Below are 17,320 nucleotides of genomic sequence, written 5' to 3' on the forward strand. Positions count from 1 at the left end.
CGCTGCGCGCTTTATTCCGCTCTTTCCACCAGGAAGTAGGTCGTCGGACCATTTGGCGTATCGTTCGACAATTGTATCGTCTCGCCGCTCTTTGCGGTTGCGACAGGGGGCCGAACCCGTCCATCCAGACCGACGGGCGAAACCTTGAAGGTGCCAGGGCCCTCAAATCGGATACCAACCGTCATGCGCCTGATCAGCACAGGCAGATGACCGAAATTTTCGATGACGTGTTGATCGGCATCGCGAAAGCGCATGCCGGAATTGCGCGCATCAGATGCCAGGATCAAAAGCTGGCGTTTGCTCTGTCCCAAGGGCACACCGTCCAGAGAGGATAGCGACAGTAGCCCTCTCCCGTCCGCCTTTTTAACACTGATCGTTCCGAGCTCGACGCCATCTCCTACTTTGTCGAAAGCCACCGCCTCCGTCATCGACGTTCTCAAAGCCAGCGCCTTTGCGGCAGCGTCCAGTTGCAGCTCACCGGTCTGGCTTACAACCTTGCCATTGTCGAGATCGGACGGGCTGGAGGGGTCGAGGCGTCCTGCTTGCTTGAGCTCTGCCACGATCGCCATCGGCGTCTCGCCCTCTCGCGCGGGATCGACAGCCACAACACCCGGCTTCGCCTCAGCAATCGATTGAAGGCCGATAGCCCCGAGAAGACCAAGGCGCGTCAAAAGCTCGGGCTCCATATCGTTGACGCCCTGAGGCAGGCCCTTCTGCCCATCCACCAAGAACGGGATATCGAGCGGCGCGCTCTTGGCATCGCCACGACGAAAGACGAGCGCTGATAGCGTCTCGCCAGCCCGCGCCACCGGGTCGAGTGCAATCGTGTAGGGCAGTATCTGCTTTTTAAATTTAAAATCTTCGCCATAAGCGAGAACGATCGGACCGTGCGCGTGCCTGCACAAAACGTCCCATCCCTGCAAGGCCGCAAAAGCGGGTGCGGCAAGACCTGCTTCGTAGCGATAAGCGTTCCAGAACAGATGATCATATTCGGTGATGACGAATGGGCGGCCGAGCCAGCGCGCAGCGCCCACCGTTCTCAGATAGCGCAGCCCATCTTCCAGCGAACTTTTACCCTCAATGCTCGTGCCCGGCTCGTAGGAGCCGACCCAATCATGATAGGTGTTCATCGCCACGGCATCCTGGATGCTGCGGCTGATACCAGTCTGGATCGTCGGCCAGTTATTGTAAGGCAAGACGATGCCGCGAAAGCCAAGATCGCGCAGCGCCTTGGTCATGCGGCGTGTGGCATTCTGCTCCACGTCGATGAAGAAAGATTGCAGGTCGCGCGTCCGTTCGCTACGTTCGTTGCGGTTCGTTGGCAGCGCAACGGAACGGTCTTCCAGGCTACCCTCTTTCGTCCACCAGCCCCATTTCTGTTTTAACGCGTCGTCGCTGCCATATTTTTTCAGCAGCCAGTCATTGAAAAGCGGTCGAAGCTGCTTCTGAAAAGCGCTGCCCCGAACGCCCTCCTGCACCATGGAATCGAATTCCAGACCGTTTTCGTTGAAGGGAACGATGGCGACGAGCGCCGGATCGCGAATAGGGGCGATGCCGGTATAGGGATTGACCTTGCTGAAGAAAGCCTTCTGGAACGTCAGCCAGTGATTAAAACCCTCGTCACCAATCTGCGCATCGACTTTCAGGTCGCCTTTCAGATCCCAACGGTCATCGTAGCCACCATAGGCCCCACGGGTGGAGCTCAAACCGTCCATGATCCAGTAGATGCCGTTTCGCTTCAGCGCTGCCATGAAGTAATGGACGCGGTCCAGCACCTGCGGATCGAAGTCGAAATCCTTGCTGCGGTCCGCCATCAGTGCGGCATCGACATAATGAAAACGAGCTATGTTGTAGCCATGTCTTTTGAGCTGAAGCGCATAACGGTCTGCTGCATCGTGATCGGGAAATCCACCGGACGCTGGACTGAGCGCGAGTGAGGCACACAGAAAACGCTGCGGCTTGGTGGCGTCGTTCGCCATTGCAAGTTTGCCAGCGGGATTGATGATGATCCGCGTGTTCTCGTCGATCTTTGTTTCAGGAAGAATGCTTGAAAAATCAAGCGGGCTGCCTGCTTGAACTTCAAGAGACGTTTCTCGCACAGCGAGCCATTCTTCGGCGTAGGCTGGCCGGATCAGAGGAAGCGAGGCGACCAGTAACCAAAGAAGGTTTTTTTTCATCAAGGTTTCAACAACTTGCTTTCGATCCAATCGGTGGGATTTCGTCTAGGCGCAAAAAGGCCAAACGGCAGTGCTGCGGCATGAAAGCACCACGCAACGATGGCGTAAAGGCCAAGCGAGACGCTTTTTTTCTTGAGCATCATCACCAGAACCGGCAACAGCAGCACAACGGCAAAGCCTAATAGCCAAGCCGGATGGAAAATGCCGCCGATCAAAAAAACGATTAGCAGCGCCCACCAGACGTATACCCCAAGCCAGAGCTTCATCTCCGGATTTTCTTGGATCACAGCCTTCAATCGGCCCTGTCGCCACGCCGCTCGCAGAAGCTCTCCAGTGCCGAACAGATACTTGGTGGACCAGCGCCGTGTCAGCAGGATATAGGAATTGATACTGTGGCCGAAGTGATCGACATAGCGGCGATCCAGAAGATACAGCGTCCAGCCACGCAGACGAAGGCGTTGCGCGAGATCGAACTCCTCGAAAGCGTGAAGATTGCGGTCGGAGAAATATCCTGCCTCTTCAATGGCCACCCGGCGATAAATGCCTCCGCCATTGAGACGATCGCGAACGCCGTGCTTGACCTGCGAAGCAATTCTCTGGACCCGACGTGTGAACTCCAGATTGTCCAGATTGACCTCGTTGATGTCGCCACTGACACCGGCGACACGCGGATTTTTATCTAGATAATCGAACGCCTCTGGCAGGAAGGTCGGATCCAGCAGCATATCGCCGTCCATCAGACAGATGAATTCACCCTTACTGTATTGGAAGCCCAGTTGCGGACCGACACCGCAACTGGCTGTGGCAGGCGCTTGGATCTGTGCAACAATAACAGGATATTTAGACGCGATCTCGACTGTTCTGTCGCGCGAACCACTATCCGCAACAATGATTTCGCTTTCGGCGTCAGGCAGGGCTTTCAGGGCGGCGATGACACTTTCAATCGCTGCGCCGATGCGCTTTTCTTCGTTGAGCGTCTTAAGAATGACCGATAATTTCACAGCCGCATCCATACATGTCACAGGGCATGAAAAGCATACTCGCGCGAGAGAAAATTTTAATCAGATATTGCTCATATGCTTAATATCCGGAAGATTGGCTTAAGCGCTTCTTCAGGCTATGGCAACCATACGACAATGCCACGGAGCTTTGACCGGCGAGCGAGGACTGCGACGGTCGTCAATGGAGCGTTCCGCTATGGGCGGATTTTTCCATGTAGAGCTGCAGAAGCGTCATGGCCTGTTGCAAGATCAACTCCAGCGCCCCAAAATTGTCCGGTGACGGCTGGCCGCTTTCGCCCTCTATCATGGCGGCCATTGCGCGAAAATTTTCGACAAGACGCACTTCCCCCTCTTCTTCTGCATGCTCTGCCGCATCGGAAAGAGCTTCCGTTATAGTGCTCATTATGGCCTGTCTCTCACCATAATTCATTTCGGGCAAGGATTTTGGTGCCGACTGCATGGTCCACCTCCGCGAGCGCGCGCTCAATCCGTCCTTGCGGACGCATCGGCCTTTACGCATTGTTCGATTGGAATTCAAAGTGGGAAGATGGGGGCGCGGATTGCAAGACGCAAGTCATGACAGCGATGCCGCCTACGCATGGCGCACTCGCCACGCCGCAAGACGACCTCCGACGAACGGCATCGGATTAACGAGGTAAGGCGGGGAGGATTTGCGAACGCAGAAACCCCTTAGCTACCCAGACCCTACCACTCGATGCTCGATCCGTCATAGGCGAAAAAATTGCCGCTCTGCTCCGGCTGAAGCCCGTCAAGAACCGCCAACATCTTGGCCGCGCTCTCCTCTGGGCGAAAACGCTCGCGGCCGCTTGAGTAGTCTTCGCTGAGACCGGTTGCAACCGTTCCTGGGTGGAGAGCGGCCAGCACCGATTGTGAGTGGGTGCGAGCAAATTCAATAGAGGCGGTGCGAATGATCTGGTTCAGGGCCGCCTTGGATGCACGGTACGATATCCAGCCACCAAGATGATTGTCACCTATAGAACCCACACGTGCGGATAAAAACGCGATCAGACCGCGTTCGCGTTTTACCATCTTCGTAGCGAAGTGTTTCAGGATGAGCGCAGGGCCAAGCGCGTTCAGCGCAAACTGTTTCATCATCGCGTCTGGATGAAGTTGCTTAAGCGCCTTTTCAGGCCCGACGCCGTCGATGGTGAGAGCGCCGGTGGCACAAAATATAAGATGAAACTCGCCTTCCAATTGCGCAGCGGCATCCCGAACACTTGCCTCATCAGTAATGTCGAGGCCATCTTCGGAGCGCGAGAGGGTAGCGATCTCGGCACAGCGACCATACTGGCGCAATGCCTCGGACACAGCGGAACCTATTCCGCCGCTTGAACCGATAACAAGTGCCCGAAACCCCTCGGGAAGCGAAGTCATGACCATCGTGAACTCCTAAACAGGTTCTGCGTCATCGAGTTTCTTCAAGAATGCTCGCGCAGCGGACTTGTAAGCCTTGTGTTGCTCGCCCTTCATCCGCCGCCACGTCGCATAGGGCTGAGCGAGCCGCCGGTTTCCGCCAAGCTTCTCGCTGTTTCTATCGAGGAAATCCCAGTACAGCGAATTGAACGGGCACGCGCCCTCTTCCGTCTTTTTGCGCACATCGTAATGACAGGTTTCGCAGTAGTCCGACATGCGGGAAATATAGGCGCCGCTCGCGGCGTAGGGCTTTGACCCAAGCAAACCGCCATCGGCAAACTGGCTCATTCCAATCACATTCGGCAGTTCAACCCACTCAAAGGCATCCGCATACACCTCCAGATACCATTGATGCACGGCATGTGGGTCGAGGCCTGCCAAAAGGGCGAAATTGCCGGTAATCATCAACCGCTGGATATGATGCGCATAGGCATTTTGGATGGTTTCGCCGATTACCGTCGAAAGGCAGTTCATTTTGGTTTTGCCGTCCCAGAAAAAGGATGGGAGCGATCGCGATGCGTCGAAGAAATTCCGCGCTGCATAGTCCGGCATGAAATGCCAGTAAATCCCGCGCATATACTCACGCCAGCCGATAATCTGTCGAATGAAGCCTTCCACGGCATTGAGTGGTGCCTCACCCTCTAGAAAAGCGCGCTCCGCCCTGCGGCAGATATCAAGGGGATCGAGCAGACCGAGATTGATGTAGAAAGACAAAAGCGAGTGGTTGAGAAATGGATCGCTGGTCAGCATGGCGTCCTGCGTTTCGCCGAAATTGGGCAAAAAATGCTCAATAAAACCGTCCGCCGCACGCTCGGCATCCGGTTGCGTCACCGCAAATGCAAAGCCCTCCGCCTCACCCATATGATCGGCAAAGCGCCCATCAATCAACGTCATCACCTGTCGCGTCACGCCGTCAGGCGGAAAATGCAAGTGAGACGGACGGAAGAGATCTGGCTTGGCCGGTTTTCGATTTTCTGCATCGAAGTTCCACCGTCCTCCCACCGGCTTATCGCCCTCCATGAGAAGTCCTGTCTTTCGCCGCATGTCGCGGTAAAAGAATTCCATCCTCAGCTCGCGCCGTCCCTCGGCCCAATTGGCGAACTCCTCCCTCGAACAGAGAAAACGACTGTCGAGGCGTATCTCCACTGGCAAGTTGAAGGACGTTTCCCACTCTGACATTGCCTGCGATACCCGAAACTCGCCTGGTTCGGTGACAATTACTCTTTCCGGTTTAGTCTCTTTGACTGCACGCTTCAGCTCGTTCGTGAAGCTCCCAGAGTTGGCCTCATCATCCAATTCGATGTAGCGAACATCGAATCCTTTACCGCGTAACTCTTGTGCGAAATGGCGCATGGCAGACAGGATCAGGACGATCTTCTTGCGATGGTGCCGAACATAAGTCGTTTCTTCATGCACCTCGCACATGAGAATTATATCTCGGCCCGGATCGGCCCCCTCCAGACTTGAAATGGAGTGGGACAATTGATCGCCAAGGATGAAGATGAGATTACGATAGCGCTGTTTCATCGCCGCAGAACGTCAGGACGCCACGTCCCGTTCCCAATGTAAATCGGCACCGGCTGATTTTAGAAGTTTAGCTTTCGTCACCACTAAAAAAAGTGTGCTGCCTCTCATGTCGTCTCAATGACCGGCACCTTTACGCGAAAAAGAAACAAGCCGCTATAGACGAGGCAAACCGACGAGAATTGAGACGGCCCAAACGAGCGTCGCATCCTTGTGGCTGGAGAATGTCACAACCGTATCGAATGAGCGATTGCCACCAGCAAACAATTCATACAGCCGATGACGAGAAGAGCGACAATAGGGTTGAATGCGCGTATGGGAACCCCAAAAAAATCCTCCGCGCCTGACGCGTCGTCTCCGTTGATGGTCCAGAGTCGCGACCACATGGACGTGATAGCAAAGCTACCGACTAAGCCCCCATGCGCCTTTTGATGTTTTGATACTGGCGGCCCCCGCTCGAATCACCAAGGCAAAGGCAGCAGAAAGTAACAATCACCGCCACGTGAATTCTAAGACTTCGTTAACAGCGGAACCAAAGCAGGCTTCGCTACGTTGCTTTTTCGAGATACGGAAAAGGAACTTCCAAAATGTCAAGATCAGGAAACATAAAATCCGTAGTTTTTTTTGCAGCAGCATTTGTATGCGCCGCGAATAGTCCATCGCTCGCTCTGAGCGTTATCAATCCCGCCTATGTGAGCGAAGCGTCCGCGGAAGAAGGCACGAACGTTTCCGTGTCCGCATTCAGCAATGGCGGCGCGACGAAAGGAAGCGGAGCTCTTCTTCTTTCTGCCGAAGAGGTCCAGCATATCCGCTGGTGCGCAACGCGCTACCCATCCTACCAAGCATCAGACAACACTTTCGCCAACGCATCTGGCGTACGGACCGTGTGCCACTCCAAGTAAGGCAGGCGCGTTTCGCCCGCCCTGCTTGAAGACACCTTATTGGCAGGTTTCAATACCGCCAATAACCTTAGAAGTGGTAGTTAAGACCGCCCTTAACAACGTTGTCGCTGATGTCGGTACGCGATGTCGTCGAGCCCGAGAAGGTCCGAACATCGTTCGTTGCAACGTAATTATATTCGACCTTGCCAGATATCTGCTGATTGAACTTGTGCTCAATACCTGCGCCGAGAAGGTAGCCTTCCTTCATGCCGTCGGGACCGATCACATTATCGCCGTCGCGAAGGCTTGTAACGGTTAGACCAGCGGTACCGTAAATTAGCGTGTCGTCCATCTTAACGCCAGCCTTTGCCTTGGCAGCAACGCGCCAACGCTCGCGCAGATTTCCGTTCGGGACAGATACGCGTGTATCACCCAAATGCGTCGCCTCAAGTTCACCACCCACGACTGCACCGCCGAGATCGTAGTTGTAGCCGCCCTGAACGCCCAGAGCCAAACCTTTGCCGTCACGGAAAGGGTTCGCGCTTGGCATAGCGGCACCGATATGACCGCCTGCGTACGCACCCGTCCAGGACGAGCTTGCAGGCTCGTTATAGGCGGGAGGTGCCTCATAAGACGATGTGAGGTCTGCAGCGACGACCGGGCTTGCGGCCAAAAGTGCTACAGCGGCAACATTATAAGATCTGAATTTAAAGGACATTATCAACTCCATACAAGTCCACGTGCCTCCTGAGCGGGAGGCGTCATTCCGAAAGCAACCGTAGACAGCGCCTGTCTGATTGCCGTTATGGTCAACATAATCGCGAAGGTATGGCGGAAAAAGAAACTTGGTTAGAATTTAGCTAAAACTTTAACGGCATGGCTAACAGGGGGTTAACGAAAAATTACGATTGGCGTCCGTTGGACGAAGTGGCGCTACGCAAGCAAAATGGGAACCAATGGAGCGGGCTTCTGTTTACTTGGAGAACCCCAAACGAAGGAGCGTACCATGCCAAACCGTGATCCATTGGACGAATCCACGATCGACAGTCCGCGTGGTCCTACATCGACACCGGGCATTCCCGACCGAGTTCAGGAAAAGCCGCCAGTGCCCCCTGTGAAGGATCCGGGCGATACGAAGAACCCCAACGATCCGACCCTCAACCCCGCACTCCTGCCAATAGGCGATCCAGCGGGCGCTGCCTGAGGACATAGTAATTCAGCAAACCGCCGTGCGAGGCTGTCGCACGGCGGTTTTTGTATTTAGACATGGTCGATACGATCGACACAGAACTGTCGGTCAAGATACCAACCTGAAAAATCGCGGAACGCGTCAGAGCTTGACCCAGTTGCCGTTGTCCTTGGACGAACGAATGCACGCATCGACAAAGGCAACGCCTTTCACACCATCGTCCACGGTCGGGTAGATGACGGCCTTGTCGAGTTCAGAACCGTTGCGGCGTGCGTCAATCGCATTGGCCGCCTCCGAATAGATCGTCGCGAAGGCTTCTAAGTAACCTTCCGGGTGGCCAGACGGAATGCGCGTGACACGGGATGCCGCATCCCCTGCGCCGGCGCCACCGCGGGTGATCAGCTGCTTCGGCTCTCCCAGTTTGGTGAACCACAGATAGTTGGGATCGGCCTGGGTCCACTCCAGTCCGGCCTTGGTACCGTATACACGAACCTTCAATCCGTTTTCGTGGCCAACCGCGACCTGGCTGCACCACAAAAGGCCTTTGGCCGCCTGTTTGCCGTCCTTCGCCTTGAAGCGAAGCATGACATGCGCATTGTCATCAAGACGTCGGCCCTCGACAAAGGTGTGTACATCGGCAGCCAGCTCATCGAGCTCAAGTCCGGAGATGAAACAACCGAGGTTGTAGGCATGGGTGCCGATATCGCCGGTGGAGCCGCCAGCACCAGACTGTGCGGGGTCCGTTCTCCACACCGCCTGTTTGGCTCCGGTCTGTTCGATCGGCTCTGCCAGCCAATCCTGCGGATACTCCATCTGCACCAGACGAATATCGCCAAGCGCGCCGCTTTCCACCAGTTCGCGCGCGTGCCGCACCATGGGGTAGCCGGTGTAGTTGTGTGTGAGCACGAAGAGCGCGTCAGCTGTGTCCGCAACCTCTTTCAGCTTTCTGGCGTCTTCGAGATTGGAGGTCAGCGGCTTGTCGCAGATGACGTGGATGCCACGCTCCAGAAAGGCCTTGGCCGCCGGAAAGTGCACATGGTTCGGCGTAACGATCGCGACAGCATCGATACCATCGTCGCGCGCCGCTTCCTTCTGCGCCATTTCCTTATAGGAGCCGTAGCAGCGGTCTTCATCCAGACCGAGTTCAAGACCGGACGCCTTCGACTTCTCCGGCGTCGACGATAGCGCGCCTGCCACCAGTTCGAAGCGGTTGTCGAGACGCGCTGCCATGCGGTGAACGCCGCCAATGAAAGCGCCGCTGCCACCGCCGACCATGCCGAGGCGGATACGCTTGGACGCCTTGTCGGTCGTTTTTCCTTCAATTGCCATTTTCAAATCCTCGAAATCGTTCTGTTACAAGCCGAGCATGCGCCGGTTGGCCGCGTCATCCGTACCGCTGGAAGCGAAATCGTCGAAGGCCTTCTCCGTCACCCGGATGATGTGCGCCTTGACGAACTCCGCGCCCTCACGTGCTCCGTCCTCAGGATGTTTTAGTGCGCACTCCCATTCGACCACGGCCCAGCCGTCAAAATCATTGGCCGCCATTTTGGAGAAGACGGCACCGAAATCGACTTGCCCGTCGCCGAGCGAGCGGAAGCGGCCTGCACGGTTGACCCAACCTTGGTAACCGCCGTAAACGCCCTGGCGTCCCGTCGGGTTGAACTCCGCGTCCTTGACGTGGAACATCTTGATGCGGTCTTTGTAGATGTCGATATTGTCGAGATAGTCCAGGCACTGCAGCACGTAGTGCGACGGATCGTAAAGCATGTTGGCGCGGCTGTGATTTTTCACACGCTCAAGGAACATCTCGAATGTTACGCCATCATGCAGGTCCTCGCCTGGATGAATTTCATAGCAGACATCGACGCCCTGTTCGTCTGCGAAGTTCAGGATAGGTGTCCAGCGTCTTGCAAGTTCGTCGAACGCCGTTTCTACAAGGCCAGCAGGACGCTGCGGCCATGGGTAGATGAAAGGCCAAGCGAGTGCGCCCGAGAATGTCGCATGCGCATCGATGCCGAGATTGCGTGACGCCTTCAGCGCAAGTTTGACCTGCTCAACCGCCCATTCCTGCCGCGCCTTCGGATTGCCGCGCACTTCGGGTGCAGCAAAACCATCGAAGGCTTCGTCATAGGCGGGGTGTACCGCGACCAGCTGGCCCTGAAGATGGGTGGAAAGTTCCGTGACTTCGACGCCATTCTGCCGTGCAACGCCGGCGAATTCGTCGCAATAATCCTTGGATTCGGCGGCCTTTTTCAGGTCAATCAACTGGCTTGCCCATGTTGGCACCTGAACGCCGGCATAGCCTTTTTCAGCGGCCCATTTTGTGATCGCGTCCCAGCTATTGAAGGGTGCGGCATCTCCCGCGAACTGACCCAGAAACAAACCGGGACCCTTGATCGTCTTCATCTCTGACTTCCTCCTGTATCGATACAGTTGAACGGACCGAGCCTCCGCCGCACAACCGCGGACAAGCTAACCGCTCCAGAATTTCGTGCAACCCTGAATGTCGCATCCGCCGCTATTAAATGCACCCAAGCGACAAGTGCTCCTAGAGCGGACGGGCTTATGCGGAGGCGAAGCGATAACAAGTTCGGGAGCGTCTCTCAAATGACGCCTCCAGAGGAAACCTTTCCGCAACTGCTTCGGTTAACGGGGCTTGACCTCTCGCGATCAGGAGCTTTGAACCGCCATGATACTGACCAGACGCACAGTCCTTGCAGCAGGAGCGGCCTCCGCTGTCGCCACGGTTCTTTCAACGCCGTCCATTGGCCGCGCCGCAGTTCCTTTCGAGCAGCCCTCACTCCCGTTCAAGGAGGATGCGCTGGCACCGCATATTTCGGCAAAGACAGTGGGTTTGCATTACGGAAAGCACCATAAGGCTTATTTCGACAAACTCAACACGCTCGCAAAGGGCACGCCTTATGCTGACATGAAACTCGAGGAGATCGTGACAGCGTCCTACGGCAAGCCCGCAGACAAAAAGATCTTTAACAATGCCGCTCAGGCGTGGAACCACATTTTCTACTGGGAGCAGTTCGTCCCGGGCGGCCCGAACAGACCTGAGGGCAAAACGGCGGACGAGATCAACACGGCATTCGGCAGCTATGACAAGTTCATCGAAAAGGCTGTGACCGCGTCCGATGAAGTTTTCGGCACAGGCTGGGTATGGCTTACCAGAGATGACGCCAACAAACTTGCGCTAGTGGGATACGAAGACGGAAACAATCCTGTAGCCGTTGGTCGCCCAGCTTATCTCGGCATCGATATCTGGGAACATGCCTATTATGTCGATTACGAGAACCGAAAGCCTGCCCACATCAAAGCCGTATTGGAAAACTTGATAAACTGGCGCTTCGTCGGCGAGAAAATGTCTGCGGCGTAAAGTTTCTTTGGCAAATCCAAGGCCAAGCCCCGATGTAAATCATAGACGCCCTGCTTTCAGCGGGGCGTTTTGACATGAGTGAGCGTAAAGGACGATAGGAGGATATACCGCTTTTAAGCATCTCAACGATCATAACATTCTAATCGCGCCGCCTAAAATAGTATCAGATCGCGATAAGTTGATTATTTCATCAAAAATCATATGAATCGTTTCAGGTGTCCGCTTGAGTATGTAAAGACTTTCTTATAACGACGATCAGTCGGCATCCGCGGGACAAGCGAGCCGGTTACAAAAAATTGGGAGCTCACATATGAGATACAAACTTAGCATCATCGCCGCAGCCTTGCTTTCGGCGACGTGCTTTGCAAACGTGGCAAGCGCGAAGACCTTCGTTTACTGCTCCGAAGGTTCGCCAGAAGGCTTCGATCCAGGCCTCTACACCGCCGGCACCACCTTCGACGCCGCTGCGCACACCGTGTACAGCCGCCTGCTGGAATTCGAAAAGGGCACCACGAAGCCAGTACCAGGCCTCGCCGAGAGCTGGGAAGTTTCGAAGGATGGCAAGGAGTACACCTTCAAGCTGCGTCCTGGCGTCAAATTCCAGACCACGGAGTTCTTCACCCCGACCCGCGAACTGAACGCCGATGACGTTGTTTTCTCCATCGAGCGCCAGATCAAGACCGACAATCCATGGCACCAGTATGTTCCGGGCACGTCCTGGGAATACGCAGCCGGCATGGGCTTCCCTGAACTGATCAAGTCGGTCGAAAAGGTCGACGACATGACGGTCAAGTTCACGCTGAACCGCCCGGAAGCTCCCTTCCTTGCAAACCTCGCAATGCCTTTCGCTTCGATCGTTTCGAAGGAATACACCGACAAGCTCGCCGCTGAAGGCAAGCAGGCAGAGTTGAACCAGAAGCCGGTCGGCACTGGTCCGTTCGCTTTCGTCGGCTACCAGCAGGATGCCGTCATCCGCTACAAGGCCAACAAGGACTACTGGGGCGGCGCACCGAAGATCGACGATCTCGTTTTCGCCATCACCACCGATGCTGCCGTTCGTTACCAGAAGCTCAAGGCTGGCGAATGCCACCTGATGCCTTACCCGAACGCTGCCGACGTCCAGTCCATGAAGTCGGATTCGAACCTCAAGGTTATGGAGCAGGAAGGCCTTAACGTCGCCTACCTTGCCTACAACACCACACAGGCTCCGTTCGACAAGATCGAAGTTCGTAAGGCGCTGAACAAGGCCATCAACAAGAAGGCCATTGTCGACGCAGTCTTCCAGGGCATGGCAACACCTGCCAAGAACCCGCTGCCGCCGACCATGTGGTCCTACAACGACAAGGTCGAGGACGACGCCTACGATCTCGACGCCGCCAAGAAGATGCTGGCAGATGCCGGCGTGAAGGACCTTTCCATGAAGGTCTGGGCGATGCCGGTTTCGCGTCCTTACATGCTGAACGCCCGCCGCGCTGCTGAAATCATCCAGGATGATTTCGCCAAGATCGGCGTCAAGGTTGAAATCGTCTCTTACGAGTGGGCCGAGTATCTCGACCGCTCCAAGGCCAAGGATCGTGACGGCGCCGTCATGCTCGGCTGGACCGGCGACAATGGCGATCCGGACAACTTCCTTGACACGCTGCTCGGCTGCGAAGCTGTTGGCGGTAACAACCGTGCACAGTGGTGCAACAAGGAGTTCAACGATCTGGTTAAGAAGGCCAAGGTTACGACCGATCAGGCCGAGCGCACCAAGCTCTACGAAGAAGCTCAGGTCGTCTTCAAGAAGGAAGCGCCTTGGGCCACGCTCGACCACTCCCTGTCCATCGTTCCGATGCGTAAGGAAGTAACCGGCTTCGTACAGAGCCCGCTGGGTGACTTCACGTTCGAAAACGTCGACATCACCGAGTAATCGCTGCACCCGAATAGAATTGCCGCGCATCTCGTAAAAGGTGCGCGGCACTTCTTTTATGCGGCACTTATAAAACATCAATAAGCAGGCAAAAAACTGCCTCGTGCCAGAGCATAGGTTCCTTGTAAGGAACAGATCGAAGGTTTCTCATGATTGGCTTTCTTGTGCGGCGTATCGCCGTGCTCATCCCGACATTCATCGGGGTTTCCATTATCGCGTTCCTATTCATCCGGCTTCTGCCGGGCGATCCGGTCGCACTTCTGTCCGGCGAGCGCGTCATGTCGCCAGAGCGCCATGCGCAGATCAGCGCCGCTCTCGGCATGGATCGGCCGCTGGTCATCCAGTATTTTGATTACCTCAAGGGTATTTTGACGGGTGATTTCGGCACCTCGATCGTCTCCAAGTCGCCGATCATCGATCAGTTCTTCGCGCTGTTTCCAGCAACCGTCGAGCTCTCCGTCTGCGCCATCATCCTTGCTGTCTTCATCGGCATTCCGGCAGGCGTGATCGCCGCCATCAAGCGTGGTTCGATCTTTGATCAGGGCCTAATGGGCGTGGCCCTCGTCGGCTACTCCATGCCGATCTTCTGGTGGGGCCTGCTGCTAATCATCCTGTTCTCGGGCATCCTGCAATGGACACCGGTTTCAGGACGCATCTCGCTGATGTTCTATTTCCCGCCAGTCACCGGCTTCATGCTGATCGACTCGCTGCTTTCCGGCCAAAAAGGCGCTTTTGCCTCGGCGCTAAGCCATCTGGCGCTGCCGTCGATCGTGCTGGCCACAATCCCGCTTGCCGTCATTGCGCGCCAGACGCGCTCGGCCATGCTGGAAGTGCTGTCGGAAGACTATGTGCGCACCGCGCGCGCCAAGGGCCTGTCTCCCTTCCGGGTCATCGGCATCCATGCGTTGCGCAACGCCATGATCCCGGTCATCACCACCATCGGCCTGCAGGTCGGCGTCATGCTGGCCGGTGCCATCCTCACCGAAACGATCTTCTCCTGGCCGGGCATCGGCAAGTGGATGGTCGATTCCGTCTTCCGCCGCGATTACCCGGTTATTCAGGGCGGCCTGCTGTTGATTGCGGGCATCATCATGGTCGTCAACCTTATCGTTGACCTCCTGTATGGCCTGATCAACCCGCGCATCCGGCACTAAAAGGAGGACCGTTTCATGGCCGATACCGCCATTACCAAAACCACAGCACCGGTTTCCTCTTCCGCCATGCGCAAGCAGATGCTGAAGGAATTCTGGTTTTACTTTTCTGAAAACAAGGGTGCCGTCATTGGCCTTTATGTTTTCCTGGCACTCGTGATCATCGCAGTCTTTGCGTCGATCATCGCGCCGCATTCGCCATTCCAGCAATATCGCGATGCCGTTCTTCTTCCGCCTGCCTGGGTTGAAGGTGGACGCCTGACATACCTGTTAGGCACCGACCCCGTCGGCCGCGATATCCTATCGCGCCTGATCTATGGCGCACAGTATTCGCTGTTCATCGGTGTGTTCGTCACCACACTGTCCTTGACCACCGGCGTCGTCATCGGCGTTCTGGCCGGCTACTATCGCGGTTGGCTTGATACCGCCATCATGCGTTTGATGGACATTATTCTAGCCTTCCCGTCCCTGCTTCTGGCGCTGGTTCTGGTCGCTATTCTCGGACCGGGCCTCACCAACGGCATGATCGCGATCGCGCTCGTTCTTCAGCCGCACTTCGTGCGCCTGACGCGTGCCGCCGTCATGGCGGAAAAGTCCAAGGATTACGTCACGGCCTCGCGTCTGGCCGGTGCCGGTCCGCTGCGTCTGATGTTCCGCACGATTTTGCCGAACTGCACCGCGCCGCTCATCGTTCAGGCGACACTCTCCTTCTCCAACGCCATTCTCGATGCGGCGGCTCTAGGCTTCCTCGGCATGGGCGCGCAGCCGCCCGCACCCGAATGGGGCACCATGCTTGCCGAAGCGCGCGAGTTCATTTTGCGCGCGTGGTGGGTCGTTACCTTCCCCGGTCTTGCCATTCTCATCACCGTTCTTGCCATCAACCTGATGGGCGACGGTCTGCGTGATGCGCTCGACCCGAAACTGAAGAGGTCCTGATATGGCACTTCTGCAAATCGATAATCTCACCGTCGAGTTCGAAACCGCCAATGGCTGGTTCCGCGCCGTGGATGGCGTGTCGATCTCGGTCGATCCGGGTGAAGTACTTGCCATTGTCGGCGAGTCCGGCTCCGGCAAGTCCGTCTCGATGCTGGCTGTCATGGGTCTGTTGCCCTGGACGGCGCGCATCACTGCCGACCGCATGCTCTTTCAGGGCAAAGACATCCAGAAGCTCAGCCCATCCGACCGCCGCAAGCTGATCGGCAAGGATGTCGCAATGATCTTCCAGGAGCCGGTGGCAAGCCTCAACCCTTGCTTCACGGTCGGTTTCCAGATCGAGGAAGTTCTGCGCATCCACATGGGTCTCGACAAGAAAGCGCGTCGTGCACGCGCTATCGAACTCTTCAAGCTCGTCGGACTGCCTGCCCCGGAAGAGCGTCTGAAGCACTATCCGCACCAGATGTCCGGTGGCCAGTGCCAACGCGTCATGATCGCGATTGCCATTGCCTGCAATCCGAAGCTTTTGATCGCGGACGAGCCGACAACCGCGCTCGACGTCACGATCCAGAAGCAGATCCTCGATCTGATCATGCGCCTTCAGGCCGAAACCGGCATGGGCCTCATCATGATCACCCATGACATGGGCGTGGTGGCGGAAACGGCCGATCGCGTTGTGGTGCAGTACAAGGGTCGCAAGATGGAGGAAGCCGACGTGCTCACTCTGTTTGAAAACCCCAAGAGCAACTATACGAAGGCGCTTCTGGCAGCGCTGCCGGAGAATGCGACGGGTGATCGCCTGACCACCGTGTCGCAGTTCTTCGACGGTACGCCGACACCAGCCTCAAGCGCTGCGGGAGAAACGGCATGAGTGACAATAAAATCATGCTCGAAGTCCGCGACATGAAGCGGGATTACCATATCCCTGGCGGATTCATGAAGCAGAGCAAGACGGTCCATGCCGTCAAGGGCGTGTCCTTTAAGCTCGAGACCGGCAAGACGCTGGCGATTGTCGGCGAAAGCGGCTGCGGCAAGTCAACCCTTGCCCGTATGCTGACCTTTATCGACGAACCGACATCGGGTGACCTCTTCATCGACGGCGAGAAAATGGACACACGTCCCGGCCATTTGACGCCGGAGATGCGCCAGAAGGTTCAGATCGTGTTCCAGAACCCCTATGGTTCGCTGAACCCGCGCCAGAAGATCGGCGATGTGCTGGGTGAATCGCTCTTGATCAACACCAACATGTCCGCCGCCGAGCGTCGCGAAAAGGCCAATGATATGCTGGTGCGCGTGGGTCTCGGCCCAGAGCATTACAACCGCTACCCGCATATGTTCTCCGGCGGCCAGCGCCAGCGCATCGCCATTGCGCGTGCCTTGATGCTCAACCCGAAGCTCTTGGTGCTGGACGAGCCAGTTTCGGCGCTTGACCTTTCGGTCCAGGCTCAGGTTCTCAACCTGCTCGCCGACTTGCAGGACGAGTTCGGCTTGACTTATGTCTTCATCAGCCACGATCTTTCGGTGGTGAAGTATATCGCCGATGAAGTGATGGTGATGTATTTCGGTGAAGCCGTCGAACACGGCACGCGCGATGAGGTTTTTTCCGACCCGAAGCACAGCTATACGCGTACACTCTTTGCGGCAACGCCTAAAGCGGATGTCGAATCCATCCGCGCCCGTGTGGCCGCCAAGGCTATGGCGAAGGCCGGCTGATTGGACGATCCTTAAACCCCGGAGCG

The 17,320-nt window shown here is 56.3% G+C and carries 16 protein-coding genes; 8 read left to right on the plus strand and 8 right to left on the minus strand.

Annotated features, from left to right (window positions below):
- Positions 1-11: 11 nt before the first annotated feature.
- The 5 genes from ACQZ5M_RS09155 to ACQZ5M_RS09175 form a co-directional block, all read right to left on the minus strand.
- Entirely contained in the window at positions 12-2,177 is a 2,166-nt protein-coding gene (locus ACQZ5M_RS09155; RefSeq protein WP_449079543.1) for a glycoside hydrolase, read from the minus strand.
- Complete coding sequence (locus ACQZ5M_RS09160; RefSeq protein ID WP_296017439.1) at positions 2,177-3,178, minus strand: glycosyltransferase family 2 protein; 1,002 nt, start codon at positions 3,176-3,178, stop codon at positions 2,177-2,179. The genes ACQZ5M_RS09155 and ACQZ5M_RS09160 overlap by 1 nt, the downstream gene beginning before the upstream one ends.
- Positions 3,179-3,356: 178 nt before the next feature.
- The gene (locus ACQZ5M_RS09165) at positions 3,357-3,581 is read right to left on the minus strand and encodes a hypothetical protein (RefSeq protein ID WP_296017441.1); all 225 of its coding nucleotides are present in this window, start codon (positions 3,579-3,581) and stop codon (positions 3,357-3,359) included.
- Positions 3,582-3,883: 302 nt separating this feature from the next.
- On the minus strand, positions 3,884-4,573 hold the full coding sequence (locus tag ACQZ5M_RS09170; RefSeq protein ID WP_296017627.1) for an SDR family NAD(P)-dependent oxidoreductase: 690 nt from the start codon (positions 4,571-4,573) through the stop codon (positions 3,884-3,886).
- A 15-nt stretch (positions 4,574-4,588) separates the two neighbouring features.
- Positions 4,589-6,139 carry a cryptochrome/photolyase family protein gene (locus tag ACQZ5M_RS09175; RefSeq protein WP_296017442.1) on the minus strand — a complete coding sequence of 517 codons (1,551 nt, stop codon included), beginning with the start codon at positions 6,137-6,139 and terminating at the stop codon, positions 4,589-4,591.
- Positions 6,140-6,723: 584 nt separating this feature from the next.
- On the opposite strand from ACQZ5M_RS09175, the gene ACQZ5M_RS09180 reads away from it, so the two are divergent.
- Positions 6,724-7,038, plus strand: a complete 315-nt coding sequence (locus tag ACQZ5M_RS09180) for a BA14K family protein (RefSeq protein WP_449079544.1) — start codon at positions 6,724-6,726, stop codon at positions 7,036-7,038.
- Between the two features lie 67 nt (positions 7,039-7,105).
- Here the strand turns inward: ACQZ5M_RS09180 and ACQZ5M_RS09185 are convergent, their stop codons facing one another.
- Complete coding sequence (locus ACQZ5M_RS09185; protein ID WP_296098175.1) at positions 7,106-7,735, minus strand: outer membrane protein; 630 nt, start codon at positions 7,733-7,735, stop codon at positions 7,106-7,108.
- A 288-nt stretch (positions 7,736-8,023) separates the two neighbouring features.
- Here ACQZ5M_RS09185 and ACQZ5M_RS09190 point away from each other — a divergent pair, with 288 nt between their 5' ends.
- Entirely contained in the window at positions 8,024-8,221 is a 198-nt protein-coding gene (locus ACQZ5M_RS09190; RefSeq protein ID WP_062441777.1) for a hypothetical protein, read from the plus strand.
- A gap of 126 nt (positions 8,222-8,347) precedes the next feature.
- Here ACQZ5M_RS09190 and ACQZ5M_RS09195 read toward each other — a convergent pair whose 3' ends face one another.
- Together ACQZ5M_RS09195 and ACQZ5M_RS09200 are read right to left on the minus strand one after the other, a co-directional pair.
- The gene (locus ACQZ5M_RS09195) at positions 8,348-9,535 is read right to left on the minus strand and encodes a Gfo/Idh/MocA family protein (RefSeq protein WP_449079545.1); all 1,188 of its coding nucleotides are present in this window, start codon (positions 9,533-9,535) and stop codon (positions 8,348-8,350) included.
- Positions 9,536-9,559: 24 nt separating this feature from the next.
- Entirely contained in the window at positions 9,560-10,612 is a 1,053-nt protein-coding gene (locus tag ACQZ5M_RS09200) for a sugar phosphate isomerase/epimerase family protein (RefSeq protein ID WP_296017448.1), read from the minus strand.
- 283 nt (positions 10,613-10,895) lie between these two features.
- On the opposite strand from ACQZ5M_RS09200, the gene ACQZ5M_RS09205 reads away from it, so the two are divergent.
- The 6 genes from ACQZ5M_RS09205 to ACQZ5M_RS09230 all read left to right on the plus strand — a co-directional run bounded on the left by ACQZ5M_RS09205 (position 10,896) and on the right by ACQZ5M_RS09230 (position 17,294).
- Complete coding sequence (locus ACQZ5M_RS09205; protein ID WP_296098170.1) at positions 10,896-11,588, plus strand: superoxide dismutase; 693 nt, start codon at positions 10,896-10,898, stop codon at positions 11,586-11,588.
- Between the two features lie 310 nt (positions 11,589-11,898).
- Positions 11,899-13,497, plus strand: a complete 1,599-nt coding sequence (locus ACQZ5M_RS09210) for an ABC transporter substrate-binding protein (protein ID WP_296039683.1) — start codon at positions 11,899-11,901, stop codon at positions 13,495-13,497.
- 149 nt (positions 13,498-13,646) lie between these two features.
- Positions 13,647-14,651 (plus strand): ABC transporter permease subunit, encoded by a 1,005-nt coding sequence (locus tag ACQZ5M_RS09215; RefSeq protein WP_296017455.1) that lies wholly within the window; start codon positions 13,647-13,649, stop codon positions 14,649-14,651.
- Positions 14,652-14,666: 15 nt separating this feature from the next.
- Positions 14,667-15,584: an ABC transporter permease subunit gene (locus ACQZ5M_RS09220; protein WP_449079546.1), complete on the plus strand. Its 918-nt coding sequence runs from the start codon at positions 14,667-14,669 to the stop codon at positions 15,582-15,584.
- A gap of 1 nt (position 15,585) precedes the next feature.
- A complete protein-coding gene (locus ACQZ5M_RS09225) occupies positions 15,586-16,452 on the plus strand; it encodes an ABC transporter ATP-binding protein (RefSeq protein ID WP_449079547.1) in 867 nt (288 codons plus the stop codon).
- Positions 16,449-17,294 carry a dipeptide ABC transporter ATP-binding protein gene (locus ACQZ5M_RS09230; RefSeq protein WP_296017461.1) on the plus strand — a complete coding sequence of 282 codons (846 nt, stop codon included), beginning with the start codon at positions 16,449-16,451 and terminating at the stop codon, positions 17,292-17,294. Before ACQZ5M_RS09225 ends, ACQZ5M_RS09230 begins: the two co-directional genes overlap by 4 nt.
- Positions 17,295-17,320 lie beyond the last annotated feature (26 nt).

The organism is Rhizobium sp. 22-785-1, assembly GCF_053521965.1.